Annotated in this window: 20 protein-coding genes; 9 read left to right on the forward strand and 11 right to left on the reverse strand. The window is 62.1% G+C overall.

The window, feature by feature from the left end; translation table 11 throughout:
- Positions 1-3: 3 nt before the first annotated feature.
- The 5 genes from AC3A6F_RS02760 to AC3A6F_RS02780 form a co-directional block, all read right to left on the reverse strand.
- Positions 4-1,416 (reverse strand): serine/threonine-protein kinase, encoded by a 1,413-nt coding sequence (locus tag AC3A6F_RS02760; protein ID WP_487678429.1) that lies wholly within the window; start codon positions 1,414-1,416, stop codon positions 4-6.
- The gene (locus AC3A6F_RS02765; protein ID WP_487678431.1) at positions 1,409-2,290 is read right to left on the reverse strand and encodes a Tll0287-like domain-containing protein; all 882 of its coding nucleotides are present in this window, start codon (positions 2,288-2,290) and stop codon (positions 1,409-1,411) included. Before AC3A6F_RS02765 ends, AC3A6F_RS02760 begins: the two co-directional genes overlap by 8 nt.
- Before the next feature lie 2 nt (positions 2,291-2,292).
- Positions 2,293-3,216 (reverse strand): FecR family protein, encoded by a 924-nt coding sequence (locus tag AC3A6F_RS02770; protein ID WP_487678432.1) that lies wholly within the window; start codon positions 3,214-3,216, stop codon positions 2,293-2,295.
- Positions 3,217-3,283: 67 nt separating this feature from the next.
- Entirely contained in the window at positions 3,284-4,381 is a 1,098-nt protein-coding gene (locus AC3A6F_RS02775; protein ID WP_487678433.1) for a GAF domain-containing protein, read from the reverse strand.
- Positions 4,382-4,458: 77 nt separating this feature from the next.
- Positions 4,459-5,391 (reverse strand): hypothetical protein, encoded by a 933-nt coding sequence (locus tag AC3A6F_RS02780; RefSeq protein WP_487678434.1) that lies wholly within the window; start codon positions 5,389-5,391, stop codon positions 4,459-4,461.
- Between the two features lie 164 nt (positions 5,392-5,555).
- Here AC3A6F_RS02780 and AC3A6F_RS02785 point away from each other — a divergent pair, with 164 nt between their 5' ends.
- The 4 genes from AC3A6F_RS02785 (at position 5,556) to AC3A6F_RS02800 (ending at position 9,663) form a co-directional block, all read left to right on the forward strand.
- Positions 5,556-6,008 carry a hypothetical protein gene (locus AC3A6F_RS02785; RefSeq protein ID WP_487678435.1) on the forward strand — a complete coding sequence of 151 codons (453 nt, stop codon included), beginning with the start codon at positions 5,556-5,558 and terminating at the stop codon, positions 6,006-6,008.
- Positions 6,009-6,187: 179 nt separating this feature from the next.
- Positions 6,188-7,801 carry a GMC family oxidoreductase gene (locus tag AC3A6F_RS02790; RefSeq protein ID WP_487678436.1) on the forward strand — a complete coding sequence of 538 codons (1,614 nt, stop codon included), beginning with the start codon at positions 6,188-6,190 and terminating at the stop codon, positions 7,799-7,801.
- Positions 7,802-7,939: 138 nt separating this feature from the next.
- Positions 7,940-8,371 carry a DUF2231 domain-containing protein gene (locus AC3A6F_RS02795; protein ID WP_487678437.1) on the forward strand — a complete coding sequence of 144 codons (432 nt, stop codon included), beginning with the start codon at positions 7,940-7,942 and terminating at the stop codon, positions 8,369-8,371.
- Positions 8,368-9,663 carry a PQQ-dependent sugar dehydrogenase gene (locus AC3A6F_RS02800; protein ID WP_487678438.1) on the forward strand — a complete coding sequence of 432 codons (1,296 nt, stop codon included), beginning with the start codon at positions 8,368-8,370 and terminating at the stop codon, positions 9,661-9,663. Before AC3A6F_RS02795 ends, AC3A6F_RS02800 begins: the two co-directional genes overlap by 4 nt.
- A gap of 82 nt (positions 9,664-9,745) precedes the next feature.
- On the opposite strand, the gene AC3A6F_RS02805 is transcribed toward AC3A6F_RS02800, so the two are convergent.
- Positions 9,746-10,786, reverse strand: coding sequence for a proline iminopeptidase-family hydrolase (locus tag AC3A6F_RS02805; protein WP_487678439.1), 1,041 nt, complete (start codon positions 10,784-10,786; stop codon positions 9,746-9,748).
- A gap of 289 nt (positions 10,787-11,075) precedes the next feature.
- Between AC3A6F_RS02805 and AC3A6F_RS02810 the strand changes: the two genes are divergently transcribed.
- Genes AC3A6F_RS02810 through AC3A6F_RS02820 form a run of 3 tightly spaced genes read left to right on the forward strand, consistent with a single transcriptional unit; the run spans position 11,076 to position 14,760 of the window.
- Positions 11,076-13,439 carry a TonB-dependent hemoglobin/transferrin/lactoferrin family receptor gene (locus AC3A6F_RS02810; RefSeq protein WP_487678440.1) on the forward strand — a complete coding sequence of 788 codons (2,364 nt, stop codon included), beginning with the start codon at positions 11,076-11,078 and terminating at the stop codon, positions 13,437-13,439.
- Positions 13,440-13,465: 26 nt separating this feature from the next.
- A complete protein-coding gene (locus AC3A6F_RS02815; RefSeq protein WP_487678442.1) occupies positions 13,466-13,960 on the forward strand; it encodes an EF-hand domain-containing protein in 495 nt (164 codons plus the stop codon).
- Positions 13,957-14,760, forward strand: coding sequence for a DUF4198 domain-containing protein (locus AC3A6F_RS02820; protein WP_487678444.1), 804 nt, complete (start codon positions 13,957-13,959; stop codon positions 14,758-14,760). The genes AC3A6F_RS02815 and AC3A6F_RS02820 overlap by 4 nt, the downstream gene beginning before the upstream one ends.
- Before the next feature lie 91 nt (positions 14,761-14,851).
- On the opposite strand, the gene AC3A6F_RS02825 is transcribed toward AC3A6F_RS02820, so the two are convergent.
- From AC3A6F_RS02825 to AC3A6F_RS02840, 4 genes are all read right to left on the reverse strand, one after another.
- Positions 14,852-15,040: a hypothetical protein gene (locus tag AC3A6F_RS02825; RefSeq protein WP_487678445.1), complete on the reverse strand. Its 189-nt coding sequence runs from the start codon at positions 15,038-15,040 to the stop codon at positions 14,852-14,854.
- Positions 15,037-15,510, reverse strand: coding sequence for a hypothetical protein (locus AC3A6F_RS02830; protein ID WP_487678446.1), 474 nt, complete (start codon positions 15,508-15,510; stop codon positions 15,037-15,039). Before AC3A6F_RS02830 ends, AC3A6F_RS02825 begins: the two co-directional genes overlap by 4 nt.
- Entirely contained in the window at positions 15,510-16,001 is a 492-nt protein-coding gene (locus tag AC3A6F_RS02835) for an Hcp family type VI secretion system effector (RefSeq protein ID WP_487678447.1), read from the reverse strand. Before AC3A6F_RS02835 ends, AC3A6F_RS02830 begins: the two co-directional genes overlap by 1 nt.
- A 665-nt stretch (positions 16,002-16,666) precedes the next feature.
- Positions 16,667-17,257 carry a hypothetical protein gene (locus AC3A6F_RS02840; protein WP_487678449.1) on the reverse strand — a complete coding sequence of 197 codons (591 nt, stop codon included), beginning with the start codon at positions 17,255-17,257 and terminating at the stop codon, positions 16,667-16,669.
- Between the two features lie 838 nt (positions 17,258-18,095).
- Between AC3A6F_RS02840 and AC3A6F_RS02845 the strand changes: the two genes are divergently transcribed.
- A complete protein-coding gene (locus tag AC3A6F_RS02845; RefSeq protein WP_487678450.1) occupies positions 18,096-18,722 on the forward strand; it encodes a hypothetical protein in 627 nt (208 codons plus the stop codon).
- A gap of 353 nt (positions 18,723-19,075) precedes the next feature.
- On the opposite strand, the gene AC3A6F_RS02850 is transcribed toward AC3A6F_RS02845, so the two are convergent.
- A complete protein-coding gene (locus AC3A6F_RS02850) occupies positions 19,076-19,921 on the reverse strand; it encodes a hypothetical protein (RefSeq protein ID WP_487678451.1) in 846 nt (281 codons plus the stop codon).
- Positions 19,922-20,432: 511 nt separating this feature from the next.
- Between AC3A6F_RS02850 and AC3A6F_RS02855 the strand changes: the two genes are divergently transcribed.
- Positions 20,433-21,101 carry a glutathione S-transferase family protein gene (locus AC3A6F_RS02855; RefSeq protein WP_487678452.1) on the forward strand — a complete coding sequence of 223 codons (669 nt, stop codon included), beginning with the start codon at positions 20,433-20,435 and terminating at the stop codon, positions 21,099-21,101.
- Positions 21,102-21,123: the final 22 nt, after the last annotated feature.

Below are 21,123 nucleotides of genomic sequence, written 5' to 3' on the forward strand. Positions count from 1 at the left end.
GACTCAGGGCGCGTCGGCCAGCGCGCGCGCCGCATCGACGAAACGTGCGCGCGCGGCGGGCGCCTCGATCTGCCCGGCCACCAGGTCGACCAGCGCCGTGCGATCGGCGGCCCGGGGCAGCGCGCGCTTGACGACGATGGCGGCGATCGGACCGATTTCCAGCGCCAGCAGGTGCGCCAGCGCGCTGCCGAACGCGGGATCCAGCGTGGGAGGCGTCACATTCCCCGTTTCCGCAGGCGTCTGTACCGGACCGTCCGCACCGGACTCCGGCGTGTTCTCCAGCTCCCGCTCGAGCGCCGCCAGGCTGGTGGCGAAATCGGCGCGCGCGGCGGGCGAGGGGATCTGCTCCAGCAGCCGCTCGCCCAGGGTGGAAAAATCCGGCGCGTCGGCCGCGATCCGGCGCAGCAGGAGCCGCGCGACGGGACCGATCTGCGCCGTCAGCAAGGCTTCCAGTTGCGGCAGTACGGCCAGTTTCCAGGCCGTGAGGTCGGCCGTCAGGCCATGCCGTGACGGCTCGGCGGCGTTCGCGGTCGCGGGTAGCACCGGGGGCGCGGACAGCAGCACGGTGGCATCGGCATCCGGCGCGGCTGCCGCGCCGGCCGTCTCCAGCGCCTGCAGGAAGGCGGCGGCATCGGCGAAGCGAGCCTGTGCCGTCTTGGCTAGCGCGCGCATGACCACGGCATCGAGCGCGGCCGGCAGCAGGGGATTGAGGCGCGAAGGCGGCGCCGGGCTGTGGGTCAGCACCTGCTGCATCACGGCCGCGGTGGACCCGGAAAACGGGCGCTGGCCGGTCAGCAGCTGGTACACCACCACGCCGGCCGAGAACAGGTCGCTGCGGCTGTCGATGGCTTCGCCGCGGAACTGCTCGGGCGACATATAGCTGGGCGTGCCGAGCATGGCGCCGGTCTGGGTCAGCGTGGACGACTCGATGCGGGCGATGCCGAAGTCGCCGACCTTGATGCGGCCGTCGCGCGTGACCAGCAGGTTGGCGGGCTTGATGTCGCGATGGACCACGCCGTGGGCGTGCGAATAGGCGAGCGCCGCCAGCAGGTCGCGCATCCAGGCCAGGACCTGGGGCAGGGCGCACGCGTCCACGCCGCATATTTCCGACAGCGGGCGGCCGTCGACGAATTCCATCGCGATCCAGGCCAGGTCGTTCGCTTCGCCGTATTCGTGCACGGCCACGATGTTCGGATGCATCAGGCGGCCGGCGGCCTGGGCTTCGGTGCGAAAGCGCCGCAGCAGTTCCTCCGCCCCGTCGGCGTCACCCAGGCGGTGCTGGACGGTCTTGAGCGCGAGCGTGCGTTCGATCAGCGGATCGAAGGCGCGGTAGACCACGCCCATCGCGCCGCGGCCGAGGACGGCGTCGAGGCGGTACTTGCCGATCTGGCGCGGGAACTCATGGACTTCACTCATCGAGCATTTTCATCGCGCTGTTCAAGCTGGTGCGCATGCGGTCGAAGGAGCGCGCCAGGCCGGCCAGCTCGTCCCCGCCCCGGGTATCGATGGCGGCGGCGTCGGCGCGCCCCAGGCTGACGTCGTCGGCGACGCGCGACAGCTGGCCGATACGGCGCGTGACGAACAGGTGCACCATCACGTTGAGCGCGACGAACAGGAAGCCGAAGATCCCGAGCAGCGACAGCATATAGGTCTGCAGCAGCGTGCGCGCCCGCGCCAGCGGCACCTCCATCGGCACCGACACCACGTGGGCGCCGACGGTTTCGCCCAGCTTCCAGCCGAAGCCGCGCTCGCTGCCATAGATGTCGCGCATGGTGGACGGCGCGTCTTCGGGCTTGCCGTGGCAGGCCAGGCAGGCCGCGTCGCGGATGCGGATCGGCCGCGCGACATACAGCGCCGGCCCGGCGGCGGCGACGTGCTGGCCCACCAGTTCGGCGGTCTGCGGCTCGGCGAGCAGGCGCTCGACCAGCGGCTTTTCGAATTCGTCGGCGCGGTTGCGCGGATTGGTCGGGTTGAGCGTGGCCTGCTTGTAGCCGTAGTTGGGATAGGCCTTGAGCAGCTGGTTCAGGTGCTCGATGGCGGCGAAGGTCGGCACCGCCTCGGGCAGGAACTCGAACTTGAGGCGGTTTTCCAGCAGCGGCGTGACGTGGGCGCTGGTGTATTTGGTGGCCGCGTCCGAGGCCTGCATCAGCAGGCGCGCGTGCTGCAGCGTCTCTTCGCGGGCATTCTCGGCCAGCATCGCATCGGTGACGACGCCGGCGGCGCAGAAGCCGAACACGGACACGGCCAGGAAGACCAGGTTGAACTTGGCGGCGAGCGAACGGATCTTCATGGTCAGAACAGGTGGTTTTGCGGGGTATTGGCACGATTGTTGGCACGGATGCCAACCGCGCGCTGGCGGCGCAGCGCGTCGCGCCACTCCGGCTGGTCGGCAAGCAGGTCTTCGACTTCGTTGCGGAACACGGCGTCCTCGAGACGCGGGGCGAACTGCGCAGCCAGGCGGCGGCGCATTGGCTGGCCGGCGTCGCGCCAGGCGGCGATATCAAAGGCGGCGATCTCGCGCTGCGCCTTCGGTTCGGCGGCGCGTACGCGCGCCGCGACCCCGACCAGCGGGTCGAGGAAGGCGCGCGGCAGCTGCTGCACGAACAGGCGCGGCGCGCGCGGGGCGATCGCGAGCGGTCGCGTGGACAGTCGCGCCGCATACTGCTCGCGGCCGACCGCGACAGCGCGCGCGCCGACGGGACCGCCGGCGCCATTATCGGTGACGGCCACAGCGCCGCTCTCGACGAACAGTTCCGTCCCCTCGGGCGCCAGGCGCAGGATGCCGCTGGCGCCGGTGGCCGGCAGCGAGAGCAGGCCGGCATCGAGCGCCAGGCGTCCGCCCGGCGGGGCGCCGCCGGCGAACTTGCCCCAGCCGCGCAGCAGGCTGGCCGCGGGCGCCGCGCCGGCGTCAAGCACGAGCACGCTGCTGGCCGGGCCGAGCGCGAAGCGGGCGCCGTTGGACCATTCGATCTGGACCGTGCCGGCGTTCGATTCGACGATGTCGCCGGGCTGCAGGCGCACGCCGGCCGGCGCCTGGTAGACGGTGGTCTTGCGGATCAGGCGCGGCGGCTGTTCGGCGTGCGAGACGAGGGCATTCTGGGCCAGGGCCGGCGCGGCGGGATACAGCTGCGCCAGCGTGCCCAGCACGGACACGAACAGGACGAGGGCCCATCGCGGCCGGCGCGACGGGCCGCGAAATGGGTGAAATGGGTGCATGGGCGTGGGTCGGGTAGTGGGATCCTACGCCGACTTACGCGCGCAACGCGCTTCTGGATGCAGGATGTCAGCGTTTTTGTCCGCGGCCCCGGCGCGCGATCTCGGCCGACGCTTGTTCGGCCAGCCGGGTCAGGATCTGCGCCTGGACCGGGTCGAGCGTGCGCGCCTGGGTATCGATCACGCACAGGGAGCCGAGCGCGAACCCCTGCTCGTCGACGATCGGCGCTCCGGCGTAATAGCGAAAATGCGGCGCGCCGGCGACCGCCGGGTTGTCGGCGAAGCGCGGATCGCGGTCGAGGTTGGACAGCTCGCAGACGCCGCTCCCCATGAGCGTGTAGTTGCAGAACGCCCAGCTGCGCGGCGTTTGCGGCAGGTCCAGGCCGACCCTGGCCTTGAACCATTGGCGGTCTTCGCTGAGCACCGTGATCAGGGCCACCGGCGCGGCCAGGCTCAGGGCGGCGATCTGCGCGATATTGTCCAGCGCCGCTTCCGGCGCGCTGTCGAGGATGGCGGCGCGGTGCACCGCCAGCAGCCGCCTGCCTTCGTCGGCGCCGACCGGGAACGGGGCGTCCAGCAGGGCCGGCGGCAAGGGCTGCAGCGCCAGCGGCGCCATGGCCGTGTGGCGCACCAGTTCGCGCGTGAGCTGCCCGGGAGCGCCGTCGAGCAGGAGGTGCTTGTAGGGCAGCGTCGGGCCGACGATGGAGGCGACGGTGCCGGCCGACAGGCGGGTGGCGATCACGATCTGCAGCCGGTTCAGCGCCGGCAGCGCGTGTAGGGTGGCCAGGAACTCCGGGGCCAGGTCGGCGGGCTGGTCCACCTGCACCGCGAACACGTCGGGCACGTTCGCCCCCAGCGCGACGGCGGCGGCGACCGGATTGTCGGTGCAGGCGACGTCGGCCACGTCCAGCGCGGCCAGGGCGTGCTCCCAGCCGGCATGGTCGCGGGCAGGGGCCAGCACCAGCACCCGGCGGCTGCCGGGACGCGCCTCGTCGTTGGCCGCCAGGGCCGCGAGCACGTCGGACTCGAACATGCGGCGGTGACCGCCGGGCGTCTTCCAGGAGGGGATCACGCCGCTCTCGATCCAGAGCTGCGCCGTGCGCGAGGAGACGCCGAGGATTTTCGCAGCCTGCGGTGTCGTCAGGATCGGAGAGCTTGGTGTATTCATTGCCGTAACTATATCGGATGCAGGGACGGCGCGTGGCATGCGCACCCGTTCGAACGGCGCGGCCGGTGGGGGCGTCATCAGGAGGCGTCCGGCTTCGCTTCGCCCAGCAACCGGTCGAGCAGCGGCAGGCGCGCCCGAACCCCCGGGAATTGCATGGGTTCGTAATGCGCGAGCAGCGCGCCGCCGGCATCGCGCACGGTGAGCCGGATGTTGTGGCCGTAGTGATGAGAGACCACATGCCAGGCCATCAGTTCTGCCAGGTCTTCCGCCGGCGCGGCGGTGGCGTAGAGGCTGACGAACGGTGAACTGGCGAGCGCGTCGTACATGGCGCGCGCGCGGCCGGCCGGGATCAGGCCGGCGCCGCGGAACCTCGATGCGGCGACGGGCGACGCGGCCAGGTGCGGCGCCAGCGTGACGCCATCATTGCCGGAAGCTTGCCAGACGCCGCTGCCGAACGCATTGCCGGGCTTGTCGGTGAGTTGCCGCGACATGTCGAGGATGTGGGTCGCCTCGTGCAGCAGCAGATAGGTGAGGGCGTCGGCGCCGTCCGCTTCGAAGCTCACCGACTGCCCCGAGCCATCGGCTTCGAACAGGCGGCGCTCCTTGGTGTTGAGGAATTCAGCCAGCGACTCACGCAGCGCGCTGGCGCGCACGGTGAGGTCGAACTGCATCGTGTCGCCGACCTTCGAGGTCAGTGCAGTGCCCTGTCCGGGCACGCCATCGACGAAGCCCAGGTGGCGCAGATTGGTTTGCAGCACGCGCCGATGCAGCGCCGGCAGCCTGGCCAGCGCCTGTTCCACCTGCGCCAGCTCCGCCGGCGTCAGCACGTGAGGGCGGACCGAACGCATGCCGGCCGCCTCGAAATGGCCGATGACGTCCGGCCCCGGCGTTGCAATCCGGCTGGTCAGCGTGGCCGGCGGTGCGCCGTGCGCCGCCGGAAGCATCGCGGGGAGCGAGATTCCGGCGATGACCAGGGCGGCGATGATTCGCTCCACTACGTGTGTTCGCATGTTCTGCCTCTGTTTTCTCTGTGTTCTCTGGTGGACTTTCAATCTTACCTACGCCTTGAGTGGGCTTGTCGGATGCGGACCTGCGTCCGATCGCGGCCGATGCGCGTAGTTCGTGGGACCGCCGGCACCGAAGCCGAAGGCTACTACAAAAGGAAACCTGAACCATGATGAAACCAAGCACCCACGCGACCCTGCTCGCCTCGATGATCGTCGCCATCGCCCTGTCTTTCGCCGCTCCCCGTATTGCAGCGGCCGCGGTTGTTCCGATCGATCCGCATGACATTTCCCCATCGTCGGAAGACGACCGCGCCACCATCATCGCCAAGAACGAGACCGCCAGCATGCATGCGGCGCTGCGGGCCGAAGAGCGTAAGCAGGCCTCGGCAAGCATCAAGCCCGATCTGGCGCAAGCTCCGGCCGGCGCGGACGTGGCGGCCGGACGTGGCAGCGTCTGCCAGATCCCGTCCAGCAATGGAGCTGGCGATGTTTGCCGCGCACCTTCCAGCGGGCCGGTCGGCTCTGCCGAAACGCCCTATCTCCATCCCGGCTACGGTACCAGGATGGGACCAAGGACCTACATGCTGCCGCTGGACGAGTCGCAACAGCGCGACTTCTGAATCATCCGGCCCGCTACCGGCCATCAGGAAAATCGATGGCCAGCCATCACGACTTTGAATCGATAGAATCGTCAGAATCGATATAATCGGAAAGATGCATCGGATGTGAACGGTGCCAACCCACTGCGCCGTGAACGCCGATCCGGGCCAGGCGCCAATTCAGAAAAGTGAACCCCATCATGAACAATACGACTACCAATGAAAGCGCATTCGCCGAAGCGGTCCAGCGCAACCAGCTCGCGCAACGCGAGGCATTAAGGACGGCTTACGACTTCATCGTGTGCGGCGCCGGCTCCGCGGGCTCGGTGGTGGCGGCCCGCCTGGCCGAGAACCCTGACGTCAAGGTGCTGCTGCTGGAAGCTGGCGGCAGCGACGAAGTGGCCAGCGTCATCGAGCCGGCGCAATGGCCGCTGAACCTGGGCACCGAGCGCGACTGGGCCTTCATGGCCGAACCGAACCCGCACCTGAACGGCCGTTCGATCCCCATGAACATGGGCAAGGTGCTGGGCGGCGGCTCCAGCATCAACGTGATGGTGTGGGCGCGCGGCCACCGCGCCGACTGGAACTACTTTGCCGCCGAAGCGGGCGACGATGCGTGGAACTACGAATCGGTGCTGGCCGTCTACCGCCGCATCGAAAACTGGCATGGCGCGGCCGACCCGAGCCGCCGCGGGCAGGGCGGTCCGATGCATGTCGGGCCGGCGCGCGATCCGAAGCCGACCGCGACCCTGATGCTGGAAGCCGCCCGTTCGATCGGCGTGCCGACCTTTAACAGCCCGAACGGCGCGATGATGGAGGGCGACGGCGGCGCCGCGATCAACGACCTGATCGTCCGCGACGGCAAGCGGCAGTCGGTGTTCCGTTCCTACACCTACCCACGCATGGCCCAGCCGAACCTGACGGTGCTCACCAATGCGCAGGTGGCCAGGCTGCTGTTCGACGGCGACAAGGTGGTCGGCGTCGATGTCGTCCTGGATGGCCAGCCGCGCCAGTTCCGCGCCGAGCGCGAGGTGGTGCTGTCGCTGGGCGCCGTCAACACGCCCAAGGTGCTGATGCAGTCGGGGCTCGGTCCCGCGAGCGAACTGGCGCGCCACGGCATCCCGGTGCGCCAGCACCTGCCGGGCGTCGGCCAGAATCACCAGGACCACGTGTCCTTCGGCTGCATCTGGGAATACAGCGAGCCGCAGGAAGTCGGCAATGGCGGTTCGGAAGCGACGCTGTACTGGAAGAGCGACCCTTCGCTGGACGCGCCGGACATGCTGCATTGCCAGGTCGAGTTCCCGGTGCCGAGCGCAGAGAATGCCGCGCGCGGCGTGCCGGAGCACGGCTGGACCATGTTCGCCGGCCTGGCGCACCCGAAGAGCCGCGGTCAGCTGCTGCTGTCCGGTCCTAATGTGAACGATGCGATGATCATCCGCGCCAACACCCTGTCGGACCCCGACGACCTGGAAGCGGCCAAGGCGAGCGTGCGCATGTGCCGCGAACTGGGCAATGCCTCTGCGTTCAAGCGCATCGTCAAGCGCGAAGCCATGCCGGGCACCCTGGGCGACGACGAGCTGGAACGCTTCCTGCGCAACGGCGCCGTCACCTACTGGCACCAGTCGTGCACCGCCAAGATGGGCCGCGACGAGATGTCGGTGGTGAACAGCAAGCTGGAGGTGTATGGCGTGCAGAACCTGCGCATCGCCGACGCGTCGATCATGCCGCGTATCACCACCGGCAACACGATGGCGCCGTGCGTCGTGATCGGCGAGCGTGCGTCCGACATGATCAAGGCCAAGTACCGCATTTGATCGGTGATTTGCCTGCACCCGGGGCAATGGCGCCCGGCGTGCAGGTGGCAAAGCGTAAATACTGGCCCAACCATGCGCCAGGACATCGGCCTACTCGATATGATTTGGATAACATCAATCACTATCAAGGACAATCCGATGTCGACTGTCGTTACAGCGAACCCGGCATACCGCACCCCGCCGGGCACGCTTCATACCATCCTGCTTGCGGGCAGCGTCTCGCTCTTCCTCGGCGCATTGCTGAGCGATCTCGCCTACTACAATACCTACCAGATCCAGTGGAGCAATTTCGCGTCGTGGCTGATCGCCGGCGCCGAGCTGTTCAGCGGGCTGGCCCTGGTGTTTGCGCTGGTCAACCTGATCCGGGCGCCGCACAAGAAGGGCCATGTGCTGACCTACTTCCTGCTGCTCTTGGCCACCTGGGCGCTGGGGCTGTTCAACGCCTTCCAGCACGCCAAGGATGCCTGGGCCGTCATGCCGGCCGGCCTGGTACTGTCCGCCATCGTCTTCGTCCTGGCCTGCCTGGCGGCCTGGGTCGGCCTCAATCCACGTGTGGGAGGTGTGCCATGAAGCGATCGAACACACTGGTCGTGCTGGGCGTGAGTCTGCTCCTGGCGGCATGTACCGAAGGCGAGGGCGCCAAGACGCTGTCGCGCGGCGCCGACCCGCAGCTGCCGGATCCACAACGCGGCATCTTGCCGAGCATGAAGATTGCCGAACCGTCGCCATGGGGCGACCAGAAGCCGACCGTGCCCGAGGGCTTCAGCGTCACGGCCATCGCGACCGACCTGCAAATCCCGCGCCAGACGCTGGTCTTGCCGAACGGCGACATCCTGGTGGCCGAGGGGCGCGGCGGCAATGCGGCCAAGCTCAAGCCGAAAGACGTGATCGCCGGCTACATCAAGGCCAAGGGCAATACCAAGGTCAAGAGCGGTAACCGCCTGACCCTGCTGCGCGATGCCGATGGCGACGGCCAGTACGAGCTCAAGACGGTGTTCGCGGCCGACCTGAACGCGCCTTACGGCCTGGCGTTTGCCAACAACAAGATTTACGTGGCGAACCAGGACGAGCTGGTGAGCTTCGATTACCAGGAAGGCCAGACCAAGGCCGGCGGCGCGCCGACCACGATCACCAAGCTGCCTTCCGAGATCAACCACCACTGGACCAAGGCGATGACCGTCAGCCCCGACGGGCGTTACCTGTACGTCGGTATCGGCTCGAACAGCAATATCACCGAGCGCGGCATGGAAGCCGAGGTCGACCGCGCCATGGTGTGGCAGATCGACGCCACTGCCGGCACCTATAAACCGTATGCGACGGGCCTGCGCAATCCGACGGCGCTGGCCATCAACCCGGAAACCGGCCAGCTGTGGTCGGTGGTCAACGAGCGCGACGAGCTGGGGCCGGACCTGGTGCCGGATTACCTGACCTCGGTGCGCGAAGGCGGCTTCTATGGCTGGCCCTACGCCTACTGGGGCCCGAACGTCGACCCGCGCGTCAAGCCGGGCGACCCGGAAAAGGTCAAGGCCACCATCAAGCCGGACTACAGCCTGGGCTCGCACGTCGCCGCGCTCGGCCTGCATTTCTCGTCGCCGGTGATGGGAGACAAGTTCGCCAACGGCGCCTTCGTCGGCGAGCACGGCAGCTGGAACCGCAATCCGCCGGTTGGCTACAAGGTGATCTTCGTGCCGTTCGCCAACGGCCGTCCGGCCGGCGAGCCGATCGACTTCGTCACCGGCTTCCGCACCGAGGAAGGCAAGACGCGCGGCCGGCCGGTGGGCGTGACCGTCGATCCGCGCGGGGCCCTGATCGTCGCGGACGACCTGGCCAATACCGTGTGGCGGGTGACGCGCAACCGTTGATGCCGCGGTAGGTAACAAAAGAACGGCGGCTTGCTTCAGCAATGCCGCCGTTCTTTTTATGTGCGCCCGCGCGCTGCAGTCTTTAGTAGGAGCGCAGGGAGCGCGGCTTGGCCGCTGTTCGTGCGGGCGCGCCGCGCAGGAATTTGAGCAGGCCATCGAAGTAGCAGCCGGCGTCGTCATACATGGTCGAGTGGCTGCCGTTCTCGCAGTACAGGAATTGTCCCTGCGGCAGGCGCTGCGCCATCTTCTTCATATGGGCCGGGTCCATGGTGTCGTAGCGCGCGCCGACAACCAGTGTGGGCACGTCGATCCGTTCGAGGTCGTCGAAGCGGTCCCAGTTCGCGAGCAGGCCCGAGATGCCCAGCTCGCTCGGCCCCTGCATCGGCTTGTAGATTTTCTGGTTCAAATGCCCGAAGCTGCGCAGCACCGGTTCGGGCAACTCCGCGAGCGGCCTGCGCAGGATGTGGCGTTCGTAGAAATGCGGGATCAGGAGTTCCATATAGCGCGGATCGTCGGTCTTGCCCTCGGCCTCGAGCTTGCGCACCTCGGCCAGCACGGCCGGGTCGATCTGCGGCGCGAGCACGTTTTGCGCGTAGTCGTTATAGGCCGGCGCGCTGGCCATCATGTTCGAGATCACCAGTCCTTTCAGCTTGCCCGGGTGGGCAAGGGCATACTCGATGGCCAGGATGCCGCCCCAGGAATGCCCCAGTAGGTAGAAATTGTCCTTGTCCAGGCCGAGCGCCTTGCGCACCTGCTCCACTTCGTCGGTAAAGCGCTCGACGGTGTACAGCGACGGGTCGTCGGGCTGGTCGCTGAACCATGACCCCAGTTGGTCGTAGTAGTAGTACTCGATCGACGCGCCTGGGAAGTAGTTGTCGAAGGTTTCGAAGTATTCGTGCGTAGACCCGGGACCGCCATGGAGCAGCAGCACCTTGACGGTCGGGTTGTCGCCCATGCGGCGGGTCCAGACCTTGAAATCGCCTTTGGGCGTGTGGATCGGGATCATGCGCACGCCGGGGAGGGCCTGCTTGGCGAGCTGCTGTTCTTGCCGGGATGGTTCGGCGGCGCTGGCGCTGGCCAGGCCCAGGCCTGCGAGTAGGCAGGCGATCAGGATGTTTTTCATGTCAGGTGTTAGTCAAGATGCCAAGGGGGGCATGCCGCCGGGGCGGCGGTGTTATTTCGAGTCAGGCATGGTGAGGCATGCGGGGCGGGTAGTGAAATCGAATCTTCGTATGGCTGGGCATGGCGTTTTTCGATGCAACCAGCCAGGAGATGCGGAAAACTCAAATGCGAATAATAATGCGAATGATAATGACAATCATTCTCATTAAATATATAATTGTTTTTCCAGCTAGAAAGCCTTGCAGGAAGAGAAGAGGTAGCTGGCTACTTATTCGCCTGAGAGAGATGACATGAATAGATACGCCGTACAGGGTTCAACCCCCGAGCGGGGCCTGCTTGGGGCCCATCGTCCGACGCCGCTTCCGGAACGCGCCGTTCTGGCTTGCGCGATCTCCGCCTTGCTCATGACGCCCGCGTTTGCCCAGGAGGATGTCAATATGCCCTCCGGCGTCGCAGAAATGATGCCCCGGATCGACATCATCGGGCAGGCAACGACTGACGCAGAGACCACCGCGACGGTCAGTGGCGCCGACCTCGAGCGAGCCAACAATCTGAAAGACGTGGTGCGCAACCAGCCGCTGGTTTCCGCTCCCGGTACTGCGTCGGGTACGACACGCAATCGCAGCACCTTCGACCGGTCCGGTTCCACTGGCTATAACATCCGCGGCATCGAGGGCAATCGTGTTGGGATGGACATCGATGGCATTGAAATGCCTGACGCCACCAGCCGTCCGTACGTCAGCCGCGTGGGCGCCAATACCTTCGGTGTCGGCCGCGACTTCATCGATCCCGAAATGTTTTCCTCGGCCGACATACTGTTCGGCACTACCTCGGCCAAGCGGTCGGCAGGCGGCATCGGCGGGGCGGTGAGCTTCAAGACCAAATCCGCCGACGACTATCTGCGCGGCAGTAAGGTTCATTATTACGGTGGCAAAGTTGGCTACGACTCGGCCGACCGCTCCTGGAACGAGAGCCTGACTGCGGCGGGCCGAAGCGGCAACCTGGACGGCCTGGTCAGTTACTCACGCCGCGACGGGCACGCGACCCGGAACAATAGCGATGTCATCGACAGCATGCCCAACGACTGGGATTCCGACGCCTTCCTGCTCAAGGGCGGAGTGCGCATCGATGCCGCCAATCGACTCGAGCTGTCCGCCGACTTGTACCGTCGCCGGAACGACACATCGTTCCATGGCTGGGACACGAACAGCAGCTTCATCACCGAAAATTCTCAGCAGCACAGCAAGACCGCTCGCAACACGCTGCAGTTGACGCATCAATGGAGGCCAAACAACAGCTGGGCCGACGAGGCCGATTCGCGACTGTATTTCCAGAGCACCGACACCGAAGACACGACGGACACGACGACATTGTCGACCAACGCCAGTGTGCGTAATGTTTCCGAGAACGAGACGGCGACCTGGGGCGTGTCGAGCGTCGTCACGAAGCGGCTGGATCGGCACCATCTCAGCTATGGCATCAATGCATCGACACAGGATGTCGAGCGGCCGTGGAATGTCGCCGGCTACATGAAGCCGCAGCCCGACACGACGACCGTGCGGGCAGGATTGTTTTTGCAGGATGACATCGAGTTCGACCTGGGAGGGCGTCGCCTGGTGCTGACGCCGGCCGTGCGTGGCGACTATGTCAGGATCAAGATGCGTGACCTGGGCAATTTTGCTACGGGCGTCCTGACGCCAGCCGACGTGGAAAAGATGTACGGAAGCCCCAGCAATACCATCTGGAGTCCGAGTCTCGGCCTGAGCTACGCCATGATGCCAAACGTGCTGGCGTATGCGCAATACAAACGCAGCGGACGTGCGCCCTCGGCCGGCGAGATCTTCGGCACCTGGAACCTTGCCAGCAATTACGCCACAGGCAACCAGTATGCGCTGGTCGGCAACCGCGCGCTGAAAGAGGAAACCAGCGACGCCGTCGAACTCGGCATCAAGGGCAAGCCGACGCCAGGAGTGGCCTTGCAGACGTCGGTGTTCTACACGAAGTACAAGGATTTCATCGCCTACACGCGCTACACCCGCGCCGCGTTCCCAAGCATGTTCACGAATGTGCCCGCGCACATCGGCACTATCTACCAGGCGGAAAATCGCGACGACGCCAAGATCTATGGTTTTGAACTCAGCTCCCGGCTCGAACACGGGCAATGGAGTCCGTACGCCAAGGGGTTTTATACGACCTGGGCCCTGGGGCTGAGTCGAGGCACCGCAAAATCGAATTACGCCGGCGACAAGGACGTCCCACTCGATTCCGTGTTGCCGCGCAAGGCGGTCATCGGCGCCGGTTACGACGCGCCTTTGAGGGCATGGGGACTGAATCTGGTCGGCACTTTCGTCGCCGGCAAGCAGGCCGTGGCGACCAACCGGGATGCCTACACCAACGCCGGACCGGAGTTGACCGATTCCACCACGGCGCTGTTCCGGGTGCCGGGCCGTGCCACGTTCGATCTGGTCAGTTACTGGCAGGTCAACAAGAACCTGCGCCTCGACGCCGGCTTCTACAACCTGGGCGACAAGCGTTACTGGGATTACTCGAGCTCCCGCAATCTGCAGCCTTCTGTCGCGCGGGACCGGCGCGATATCGAACTGTTGACCGAACCGGGCCGCACGGTGGCCATGTCCTTGCGCATGGCGTTCTAATTTTATTCAACACAAACGAGGCAAGCATGAAAAAGCAGAATATCCAGCCCGGCAAGCACGGTTTTCGTCTCGCCATAACCGTCATGGTGGTCGCAATGACGGCGTCCGCGCCATCGAGGGCAGCCGAGGGACCCACGGCGCCCGCTGGCGGACACGGTTTGGCGGCATTTATGGGCAGCTACGACGCCAACCGCGACGGCGTGGTGACACGGGAAGAGTACGACACGGTACGCAAGCAGCGCTTTGTAGCAGCCGACGTCAATCGCGACGGTTGGCTTAGTGAAGAGGAATACGTGGCCGAATACGAAGGACGCCTGAAGCAGCAATACGCCGGCAAGGCGCAGGACGATCTGTACGCCAGCTCGGTCAAGCAAGCGCATGTGCGCTTCAAGATACTGGACACCGACAAGGACGGCCGATTGACGGTGGATGAAGACATCGCGATCGCCGACAAGACGTTCAAGCAAAACGACAAGAATGGCGACGGCAAGGTCGACCAGGCCAACGGAGCCAAGCCATGATGCCCACAACATCACCGCGCGCGCTGTTGTTGGCAGCGTGGTTCGCCGCCGGCGCGGCTCACGCGCATACACCCTTCTTGTTGCCAAATAACTTCGACGTTCAGCCAAAGGGATCGATCGGTGTCGAAGCGGGCTTCACGGAAAAGTTCTTCGTTTCGGACGTGGCGTTCGGCAGCACGGCATTTTCGATCGTCACGCCGCAGGGGGCGCGCATTCCCTTCGGCGACATCCATCAGTTCAAGCAGCGAACGGTAGCGGAGCAAGGACTTCCCGACGAAAAGGGGACGTATCGCCTCAGCACAGGCCCACGGCTGGGCGCCGTGTTTCGTACCTGGGAGCGCAACGGCAAGACCGAATCTGCACGGGATCCGCAGCAGGCCATGCCTGCCGATGCGAAGTTGCTGGCCCATTACCAGTCGCTGTCGATTTCCGAGGCCTACGTCACTGTCGACAAGCCATCGGAGAAAGCGCTGGCGCCGGTGGGCAAGGGATTGGAAATCGTCGCCATCACCCATCCGAGCGACCTGGTTGTCGACGAAAAATTCGAATTCATCGTGCAGTTCGACGGCAAACCACTGGTGGATCAGAAGGTGAGCATTTATCGTTCTCCGATGGACCTGGCAAGCCAGAGCACGGTGCAGAACATCTCGACCGACTCCCAGGGGAAAGCTGTCTTGCCGTTGACGAAACCGGGTATCTATCTGGCCCTGATCCGGCACAGGGCAGCGGCACCGGCCGGTGCTGCTGCGCCGACCTATGGCCACAATTACACATTGACATTCCGCGTGTTGGATCAGTGATCGGCTGACTGCTCTTCTTGCGTGCCTTCGCCTGTTCGAGGCAGGCACGCAAAGGGGCGGTGTCGCGGGAGCCTGCGGCCTGAACGATCCTTTACTTCTTGCGCTGGCTCGATCGCACTTTAAGTACCAATGCTGTGGCGATTCCGGCAGCGAGTGACGGGTAGACGATGATAACGAACGCCTTCTCGACGTAAATATCAGGTGCGACGACGCCGATTGCGCAGTAGATGATTACGACTGTAATGAAGGCAACGCTGAGTGAGATGAGTAGGAGTTTCATGGTGCGAACGCTTCCATACGTGGGCAATTGAAGTACATGCCAGCATTGGAGCCGCCAGCGCGCACCACCTCTTCCACAAACGAGACGCAATTGTTCGGTAAGATCAGCCACCGCCACGGCTTTGCGAGCAATTCTTCCAGCTTCCGGTGCGCTCCTTTAGGATTCGGAATTGGCACGATGAAGCGTCTGAGTTCCCGTTTGTCGTTCTCCCTCAAGTATCGCCCGTAGCCTGAACGGCTCATGAGCTTCGGCTGATTGAACCTACCGGCGACGTGGAAGTACAGGCCACCGCCTGTGTGTAGCAGAGCATGGCCGCAGGGGTTGCCGGGATCGCCCGTGACGATGACTGCACAACAGTGCTTGAAGTCGGACGGGCTAATTACGTTGTGATACATCGGGTCGCCGTCGAAGGGGACAGGCTCGGGCCTATTCGCGTTCGCCTGGATCGCGCTATTCGTCGCCCGGCCCATCAGCACACCTTGTTTGCTGCACAGTCCCAGCCGCCGCTGGTGTTGCCTTGCGTACCGCCCCGGATGCTTTGCCGGACATAGTTCCATTTGATTTTGGCGTAGGCGACTTGAACCCGTTCAACAATGATCCCGCCGTCACCGCTATCAGGGTTGATACTGGATAGCATCAGGTTTTCAAGTTCGATCTTGAAGTAGGGGATAGGCTTGCCTTCACCGTCCGCCCTCATGAATTCGAAAGTGGCCTTGGGAAGGGTCTTGCCTGCAGCGCAGGTCTGTAGCAGGACGGGCGAGGCGATATCAGCTAGTTTGGTAAAGCTGAGTGGGTAAAGCTCGGCTCTGCCCGTTGTGTGGCCCCCAGCGGTCGACAGTGAATCGGCTCTAGGCTGGTGAATCGCGTACAGGACGTTGCTGACTTCGATCCAATCTTTGTGCTTGTCATCGGTGGACTCCCCCGCGATACCTTCGATCTTGAGGTATGCGTCATTCGCCATGCTGTTCTCCACGTCGTTGAGTAAGTGGTAATGATTCTGACCAGATGCGTTAGGCAGAGGTTGTTACTGGTCAGCATGGCAGTGGAACGGGATCAACGAGAGGATGCTCGGGGAGAGTTGGCAGGTGTCAGGCAGTCTTGCGACGAGAGCCTGTCAGATTTTTTGTGTGGAACGGGGGCATGAAATAATGTCGAACGGACTGTTCCATGAGCGAAGTGATGACCACCAAGCTTCCCGGGCAGGTGTCAGGTCTGACTTTCTGACGCATTCTCCGCATAAGAGTTTTTTTATGCAGAGCCCGTGTCCGAATGTTAGACCTTATCCTAAACCCATGACCCTAATCCCCTACAGATCGTGGCAATTCAAAAAGCCAGGCGTCTGCATTCTGGTTCGCCCCAGGCGATCCGCTAGGCTGACGATACCTGAGCGGGCAGGCAAGGGTTTTATGACGCTTCGCTCGCGCGGGACGTTTGCAACGCTCATGTCTGAGGCTGCGTACCAATGTAGGCGGTGCAGCGCGCCGTGCGTCACAAGAGCTTCCCAACCACAATGGTATATCTGGAGAAGAACCTTGACGTGGCGGCATAGGTGCTGGAGCGAATTATTAGTGTTGCTGGGCTATATAGCAGCTCACTTCAGGTGACTGGAGCGCTTCACGTGAGGATCTACGTTAGGAAAATCTGGCCCAACTTAGCGAGCCCTGCCGACACCAAGGCCCACCAGAGCAATAGAAGCAACACCGCGACGAATAAAGTGGTCAATCCGTTGTTATCCGTGGTACTTGGTGGGGTTGTGGAGGATTGGTACATTTCTTGCAGAACAGAGAAGCCGTTAAGTGCAACGAAGATGATGCAAGTGAACCATAGCACTATGTCTTGCGCAGTTGAAAGGGCAGCGGCAGTCAATACTTTGGGCGGAAGTTGATGAAGTATCAATAATGTCCCAAATGCGGAAAGCACTGCAGCTGGGATTGAAAGCACCAGAGCGCCAAACCAGTGTGCTCGCGCGAGCAATCGAATCGCAGACGCTGCTGACAGCGAACCTGCAAGACAAAACGCGACGACGATCAGCAAATTTCCGATCTGCAACTGCCCTTGAACCGTGTTCGGGGAGGTGGTGGATGAGGGAGACGGGATGCTAGATTCAGGCCGGGCGAAAGATAGGGCTGTAGCGCTGACGACTACCCCTGCGACAGTAGCAGCTACAGTAATCGGTGATCGTCTGAATTCGTCCGCACTGCTGTTCAACAGGGACATATTGCGCTTTTCCCACAGAAATTAATTATTGGATTAGTGTACAGGCGTCACTTTCTAGACCGCAAGGTTGAAGTGCCGAACTTGTGATTTTTTGCCAAAATTGACATAGCCTTACATCAAGCACTTCGGTGCGTTGCTCTACAGCTCGTTAATCATCAGAAAAATACACTCGCCTAAGACTAATGTGTAGCCGCGTCGGGTCGACTATGTGCTGTCCTACCGCGACTGGGTTACATCTGGGGAGCATCGCGCCGCTGGCTCTATCTACATCATAGACTGGGCACTGCCGCTCTATCGGAACAGCCAAGCAAGGGCAGGTGTCAGGTCTGACACTCAGACACAACCTCAGCAATAGAGTTTTTATGCAGAGCCCGTGTCCGAATGTCAGACGTACCCCCAGTCCAGCCAATCCCGTGACCCAGTCCCGGGTATGCAATTTTCCTACGATTGAGCGCTACGTAATCGACTTCATCGCTGAAAAATGCATTTGTGCGATCTGGCTTTTGGCCCGTTGGCGTAGGAGGCGGCGGGCCAAAAGCCGTCGGTACTTGCTGGTTGTAGATCGGAGTTGAACAGAGTCCCTGACATAATTCTCGGATCGGCAGCGGTGTGCTGTCAGTTACAGGAGAACGAGCAATGATTAAAACGGACGTGTTATCGACCGGCTTGGTGGCACTGGCGGCTTTACCGGAGGCGTTTGAGAAGTACCTAAATGGGGCAATGTAGGTTGGCGGGTTGGCGGCCTTGGCGATTGTTTGCCAAACGATTGTCAGTATTAAAAAGAATAGCAATTAATCAACGTCGGTATCGGTCACCAGCACTTTATAGGGGGATAGCAATGCCTGCATCGTCAGCCGCAGAAGCAATTGGCATAGTCAAAGACTTGATGTTGACCATCGCCGGATTTGTCGGGATGTTAGTCGCCATGAAGGGACTCGACACATGGAACCGCCAACTTAAGGGCGGAGTTGAGTATGAACTGACGCGAAAGCTGCTGAGATACACGTACCGTTTGCGTGGAGCGATTAAGGACTTGCGCCATCCTATGATAGTGCCATCAGAACAGGATTTCCCAAATAGCGGGAGACAACTCTCTATAGAGCAGAAACGATACTTCGGTATTTACCACGCGTACCAGACACGATGGAAGAAGGTCAACACGGTGCGGGACGATCTACAAACGGAACTGTTAGAAGCAGAGGTAATCTGGGGTAAGGGTATCTATGAGCACTTTGACCCACTCTTCAAACTCCAGCGGGAGTTATTTGTAGATGTCCAAGCTTATCTAGCTTTTTCTGACCCCGAAGCAAGCCAACAGGCAAAGGAGACGTGGTTCCAGATTCGACGGTCGAGGCGAGAAGTGCTGTACGACCTAGCGGTTTCCGGTGACGATGATTATTCCAGTGATGTTGCAAACGCTATCGCTGGAATTGAATCATACTTGAAGCCGCACCTAGCGAAGTAGTTCATATCGTGCGTGCCACACGCGGCAGCTGTCACCGACTGGTGACAGATCTGACATTCGTACACAGGTTTGTAGAAGGACGGGAGAGGCGATATCAGCCAGCTTGGTAAAGCGGAGTGGGTAAAGCTGGGCTCTACCGGTCGTATGACCCCCTGGGCAGGTGTCAAGTCTGACATTCAGACACAACCTCAGCAATCGCGCATCTATGCAGAGCTCGTGTCCGCATGTCAGACGTGACCCCAACCCTTGACCCGTGATGGAGCTGACGATGACAATAGTCAGGAATCCCTATGTAATGCCTGCCATCACAAGAAAACAGGGCGATAGGAGTCCTTGCGTGCGAATCATGGCGCTTAACTCCCGTTAAAAAGTACTCCATGTTGCTCAAGCAAGTCGGCGATCTCGGATCTCGCTTGTGGCGAATTTACTGTAGCGATCACGCGAATGCGCGTTGTTCCCATTTTCGGATTACTTTCTAGTATAGTTGCCGAAAATCCGTCAAGACCATCTACGCTGCGCATCTTAGCCATTGCGGACTTTACTTCTGACTCAGCCCCGCTTAGATGATACACAACACGACGGCGATAAGCGCTTTGGGGGATATCGGAGGCAGACTCCCTCACGCGTACTTCGCTTATAGCAGATTCGAGCCGCTCGAGTTTCTCCAAAATGAACGCATTAGGGTCATTCGGCTTCGTCGCCTCCCGCATTACCTTGGACTGAGAGACTCGGAACACAGGGTTATCAGGTTCGGGCAGCGATATTGCTGATTGAATAGCTTTAGTCAATGCCGGTCGAACGTCAACAGCTCCATGCATATCGTTGTGGAAGAATACGGTCCTTTCATCAGACAGGTCAAAAGGCAGCTTTGTACCATGCTCGGCCATTACGACGATAGGCAGTCCGACGCAGTGCCTAACAGCTACCTCGTACATGACATTGGGATTTAGTTCTGTAAGATTTGCGATGACCAAGTCTGCATTTAGAAGGTACTCTATCACCTGCCTAGTTATTGATCCGGGGGCATCGATTCGGTGAGCGACTACCAACTCGAAACCCAGGCTTAGCAGGGTTGGATCGATAACGGCAGAGATTAAACCATCTGCAGCGCGACGTGTGGATGTTCCATCCATTCCAATAGGAGTGACAATGAAGCACGTTCGTTTTTCGTCAACATCGGTTTGCTGAGATTTCTTCATCGGTGTCCTTTGATTTCGGATTGATATTTTTGCATGGTAGTTGATTATTCGCAACTGACATTGCGCACGGGGTGCGGGCGAAGCCTATAGCTCCCCACGTCGACACCGATCTTTCTCCCTACCTTGAGACAGAGCCCTTTTGAACTGGAATTTAAATGACGGAATGAAAACGGCACGGCGTCGGCTCCGGCGCTAGTGCTGGGTGCGAAAAGTGTCCACGGCAGGTGTCAGGTCTGACATTCAGACACAACCTCAGCAATCGCGTACCTACGCAGAGCTCGTGTCCGAATGTCAGACCCTGAGCTTCTGGACCCAAACCCTCTTTGATCGTCGGATTGTCGCCCACGCGGCGGGGCTGGATCGCATCCCACCGCCCATTCCCCATTCGAATAAGTGTGATGCCTTGCCTGGATCTTCCGTCGTGGCGGGCAAGCGCATATCTTTCTTGCTGCACCACGCATCGTGGTCTGCCGACTCTCCAAAAATTCAACATCCACATTCAAGGAATACTATGACCATTCAAATCCATGGCGACCTGGGTTCGGGCAGTTTTCGCCGCGTCGCGACTGCTGCAAGCATCATGGGCGTCGACATCGAGCATATCAACGTCGATCTATTCAAGGGCGAAAGCCATACGCCAGCATTCCTGAAGCTCAATCCACACGGGCTGACGCCGGTCCTGCAAGACGGCGGCACGATCATCTGGGAAGCATCCGCGATCAATATCTACCTTGCCGAGAAAGCCGGCTCTGCGCTGCTGGGCAAGAGCGCGAATGACCGTTACCAGGTCTTGCAGTGGATGTTCTGGTCCGGCGAGCAGTGGCGCGTCTTCGCGACGCTGCTGTTCAACGAGCGTGTGGCCGGCCGCGTGATGGGACAGGCCGAGGACCCGTCCATCGTCAATCTCCTGCTCAAGAACATGCGGGCGGCAGCCTCGGTGCTCGACGCGCATCTCGCAAGCCGCCGGTTCATCGTCGGCGATGAACTGACGCTGGCGGATATCGATATCGCGGCGCCGTTCTCCCAGGTGTTTCGGACCAAAGCGCCGTTTGCCGAGTTCCCGAACCTCTGGGCGTGGCAAGAACGTCTCCTGGAGACGGTGCCGGCATGGGCAGAGACCAGGCGGGATCTCGACGACCGGATGGACACCTTCCTGAACGCCATCGGTGTCACCTTCTGAGACCGGTCGGAACGAGGCTGCT

This window comes from Massilia sp. Soil_C_3, assembly GCF_057657035.1.

Excerpts from the sequence above, each read along its gene's own strand:
- AC3A6F_RS02790 (WP_487678436.1), top strand. The coding sequence starts at position 6,188 with ATGAACAATACGACTACCAATGAAAGCGCATTCGCCGAAGCGGTCCAG.
- AC3A6F_RS02775 (WP_487678433.1), bottom strand. The coding sequence starts at position 4,381 with ATGAATACACCAAGCTCTCCGATCCTGACGACACCGCAGGCTGCGAAA.
- AC3A6F_RS02800 (WP_487678438.1), top strand. The coding sequence starts at position 8,368 with ATGAAGCGATCGAACACACTGGTCGTGCTGGGCGTGAGTCTGCTCCTG.
- AC3A6F_RS02815 (WP_487678442.1), top strand. The coding sequence starts at position 13,466 with ATGAAAAAGCAGAATATCCAGCCCGGCAAGCACGGTTTTCGTCTCGCC.
- AC3A6F_RS02830 (WP_487678446.1), bottom strand. The coding sequence starts at position 15,510 with ATGGGCCGGGCGACGAATAGCGCGATCCAGGCGAACGCGAATAGGCCC.
- AC3A6F_RS02835 (WP_487678447.1), bottom strand. The coding sequence starts at position 16,001 with ATGGCGAATGACGCATACCTCAAGATCGAAGGTATCGCGGGGGAGTCC.
- AC3A6F_RS02805 (WP_487678439.1), bottom strand. The coding sequence starts at position 10,786 with ATGAAAAACATCCTGATCGCCTGCCTACTCGCAGGCCTGGGCCTGGCC.
- AC3A6F_RS02855 (WP_487678452.1), top strand. The coding sequence starts at position 20,433 with ATGACCATTCAAATCCATGGCGACCTGGGTTCGGGCAGTTTTCGCCGC.
- AC3A6F_RS02840 (WP_487678449.1), bottom strand. The coding sequence starts at position 17,257 with ATGTCCCTGTTGAACAGCAGTGCGGACGAATTCAGACGATCACCGATT.
- AC3A6F_RS02765 (WP_487678431.1), bottom strand. The coding sequence starts at position 2,290 with ATGAAGATCCGTTCGCTCGCCGCCAAGTTCAACCTGGTCTTCCTGGCC.
- AC3A6F_RS02770 (WP_487678432.1), bottom strand. The coding sequence starts at position 3,216 with ATGCACCCATTTCACCCATTTCGCGGCCCGTCGCGCCGGCCGCGATGG.
- AC3A6F_RS02850 (WP_487678451.1), bottom strand. The coding sequence starts at position 19,921 with ATGAAGAAATCTCAGCAAACCGATGTTGACGAAAAACGAACGTGCTTC.
- AC3A6F_RS02810 (WP_487678440.1), top strand. The coding sequence starts at position 11,076 with ATGAATAGATACGCCGTACAGGGTTCAACCCCCGAGCGGGGCCTGCTT.
- AC3A6F_RS02825 (WP_487678445.1), bottom strand. The coding sequence starts at position 15,040 with ATGAAACTCCTACTCATCTCACTCAGCGTTGCCTTCATTACAGTCGTA.
- AC3A6F_RS02845 (WP_487678450.1), top strand. The coding sequence starts at position 18,096 with ATGCCTGCATCGTCAGCCGCAGAAGCAATTGGCATAGTCAAAGACTTG.
- AC3A6F_RS02760 (WP_487678429.1), bottom strand. The coding sequence starts at position 1,416 with ATGAGTGAAGTCCATGAGTTCCCGCGCCAGATCGGCAAGTACCGCCTC.
- AC3A6F_RS02785 (WP_487678435.1), top strand. The coding sequence starts at position 5,556 with ATGATGAAACCAAGCACCCACGCGACCCTGCTCGCCTCGATGATCGTC.
- AC3A6F_RS02820 (WP_487678444.1), top strand. The coding sequence starts at position 13,957 with ATGATGCCCACAACATCACCGCGCGCGCTGTTGTTGGCAGCGTGGTTC.
- AC3A6F_RS02795 (WP_487678437.1), top strand. The coding sequence starts at position 7,940 with ATGTCGACTGTCGTTACAGCGAACCCGGCATACCGCACCCCGCCGGGC.
- AC3A6F_RS02780 (WP_487678434.1), bottom strand. The coding sequence starts at position 5,391 with ATGCGAACACACGTAGTGGAGCGAATCATCGCCGCCCTGGTCATCGCC.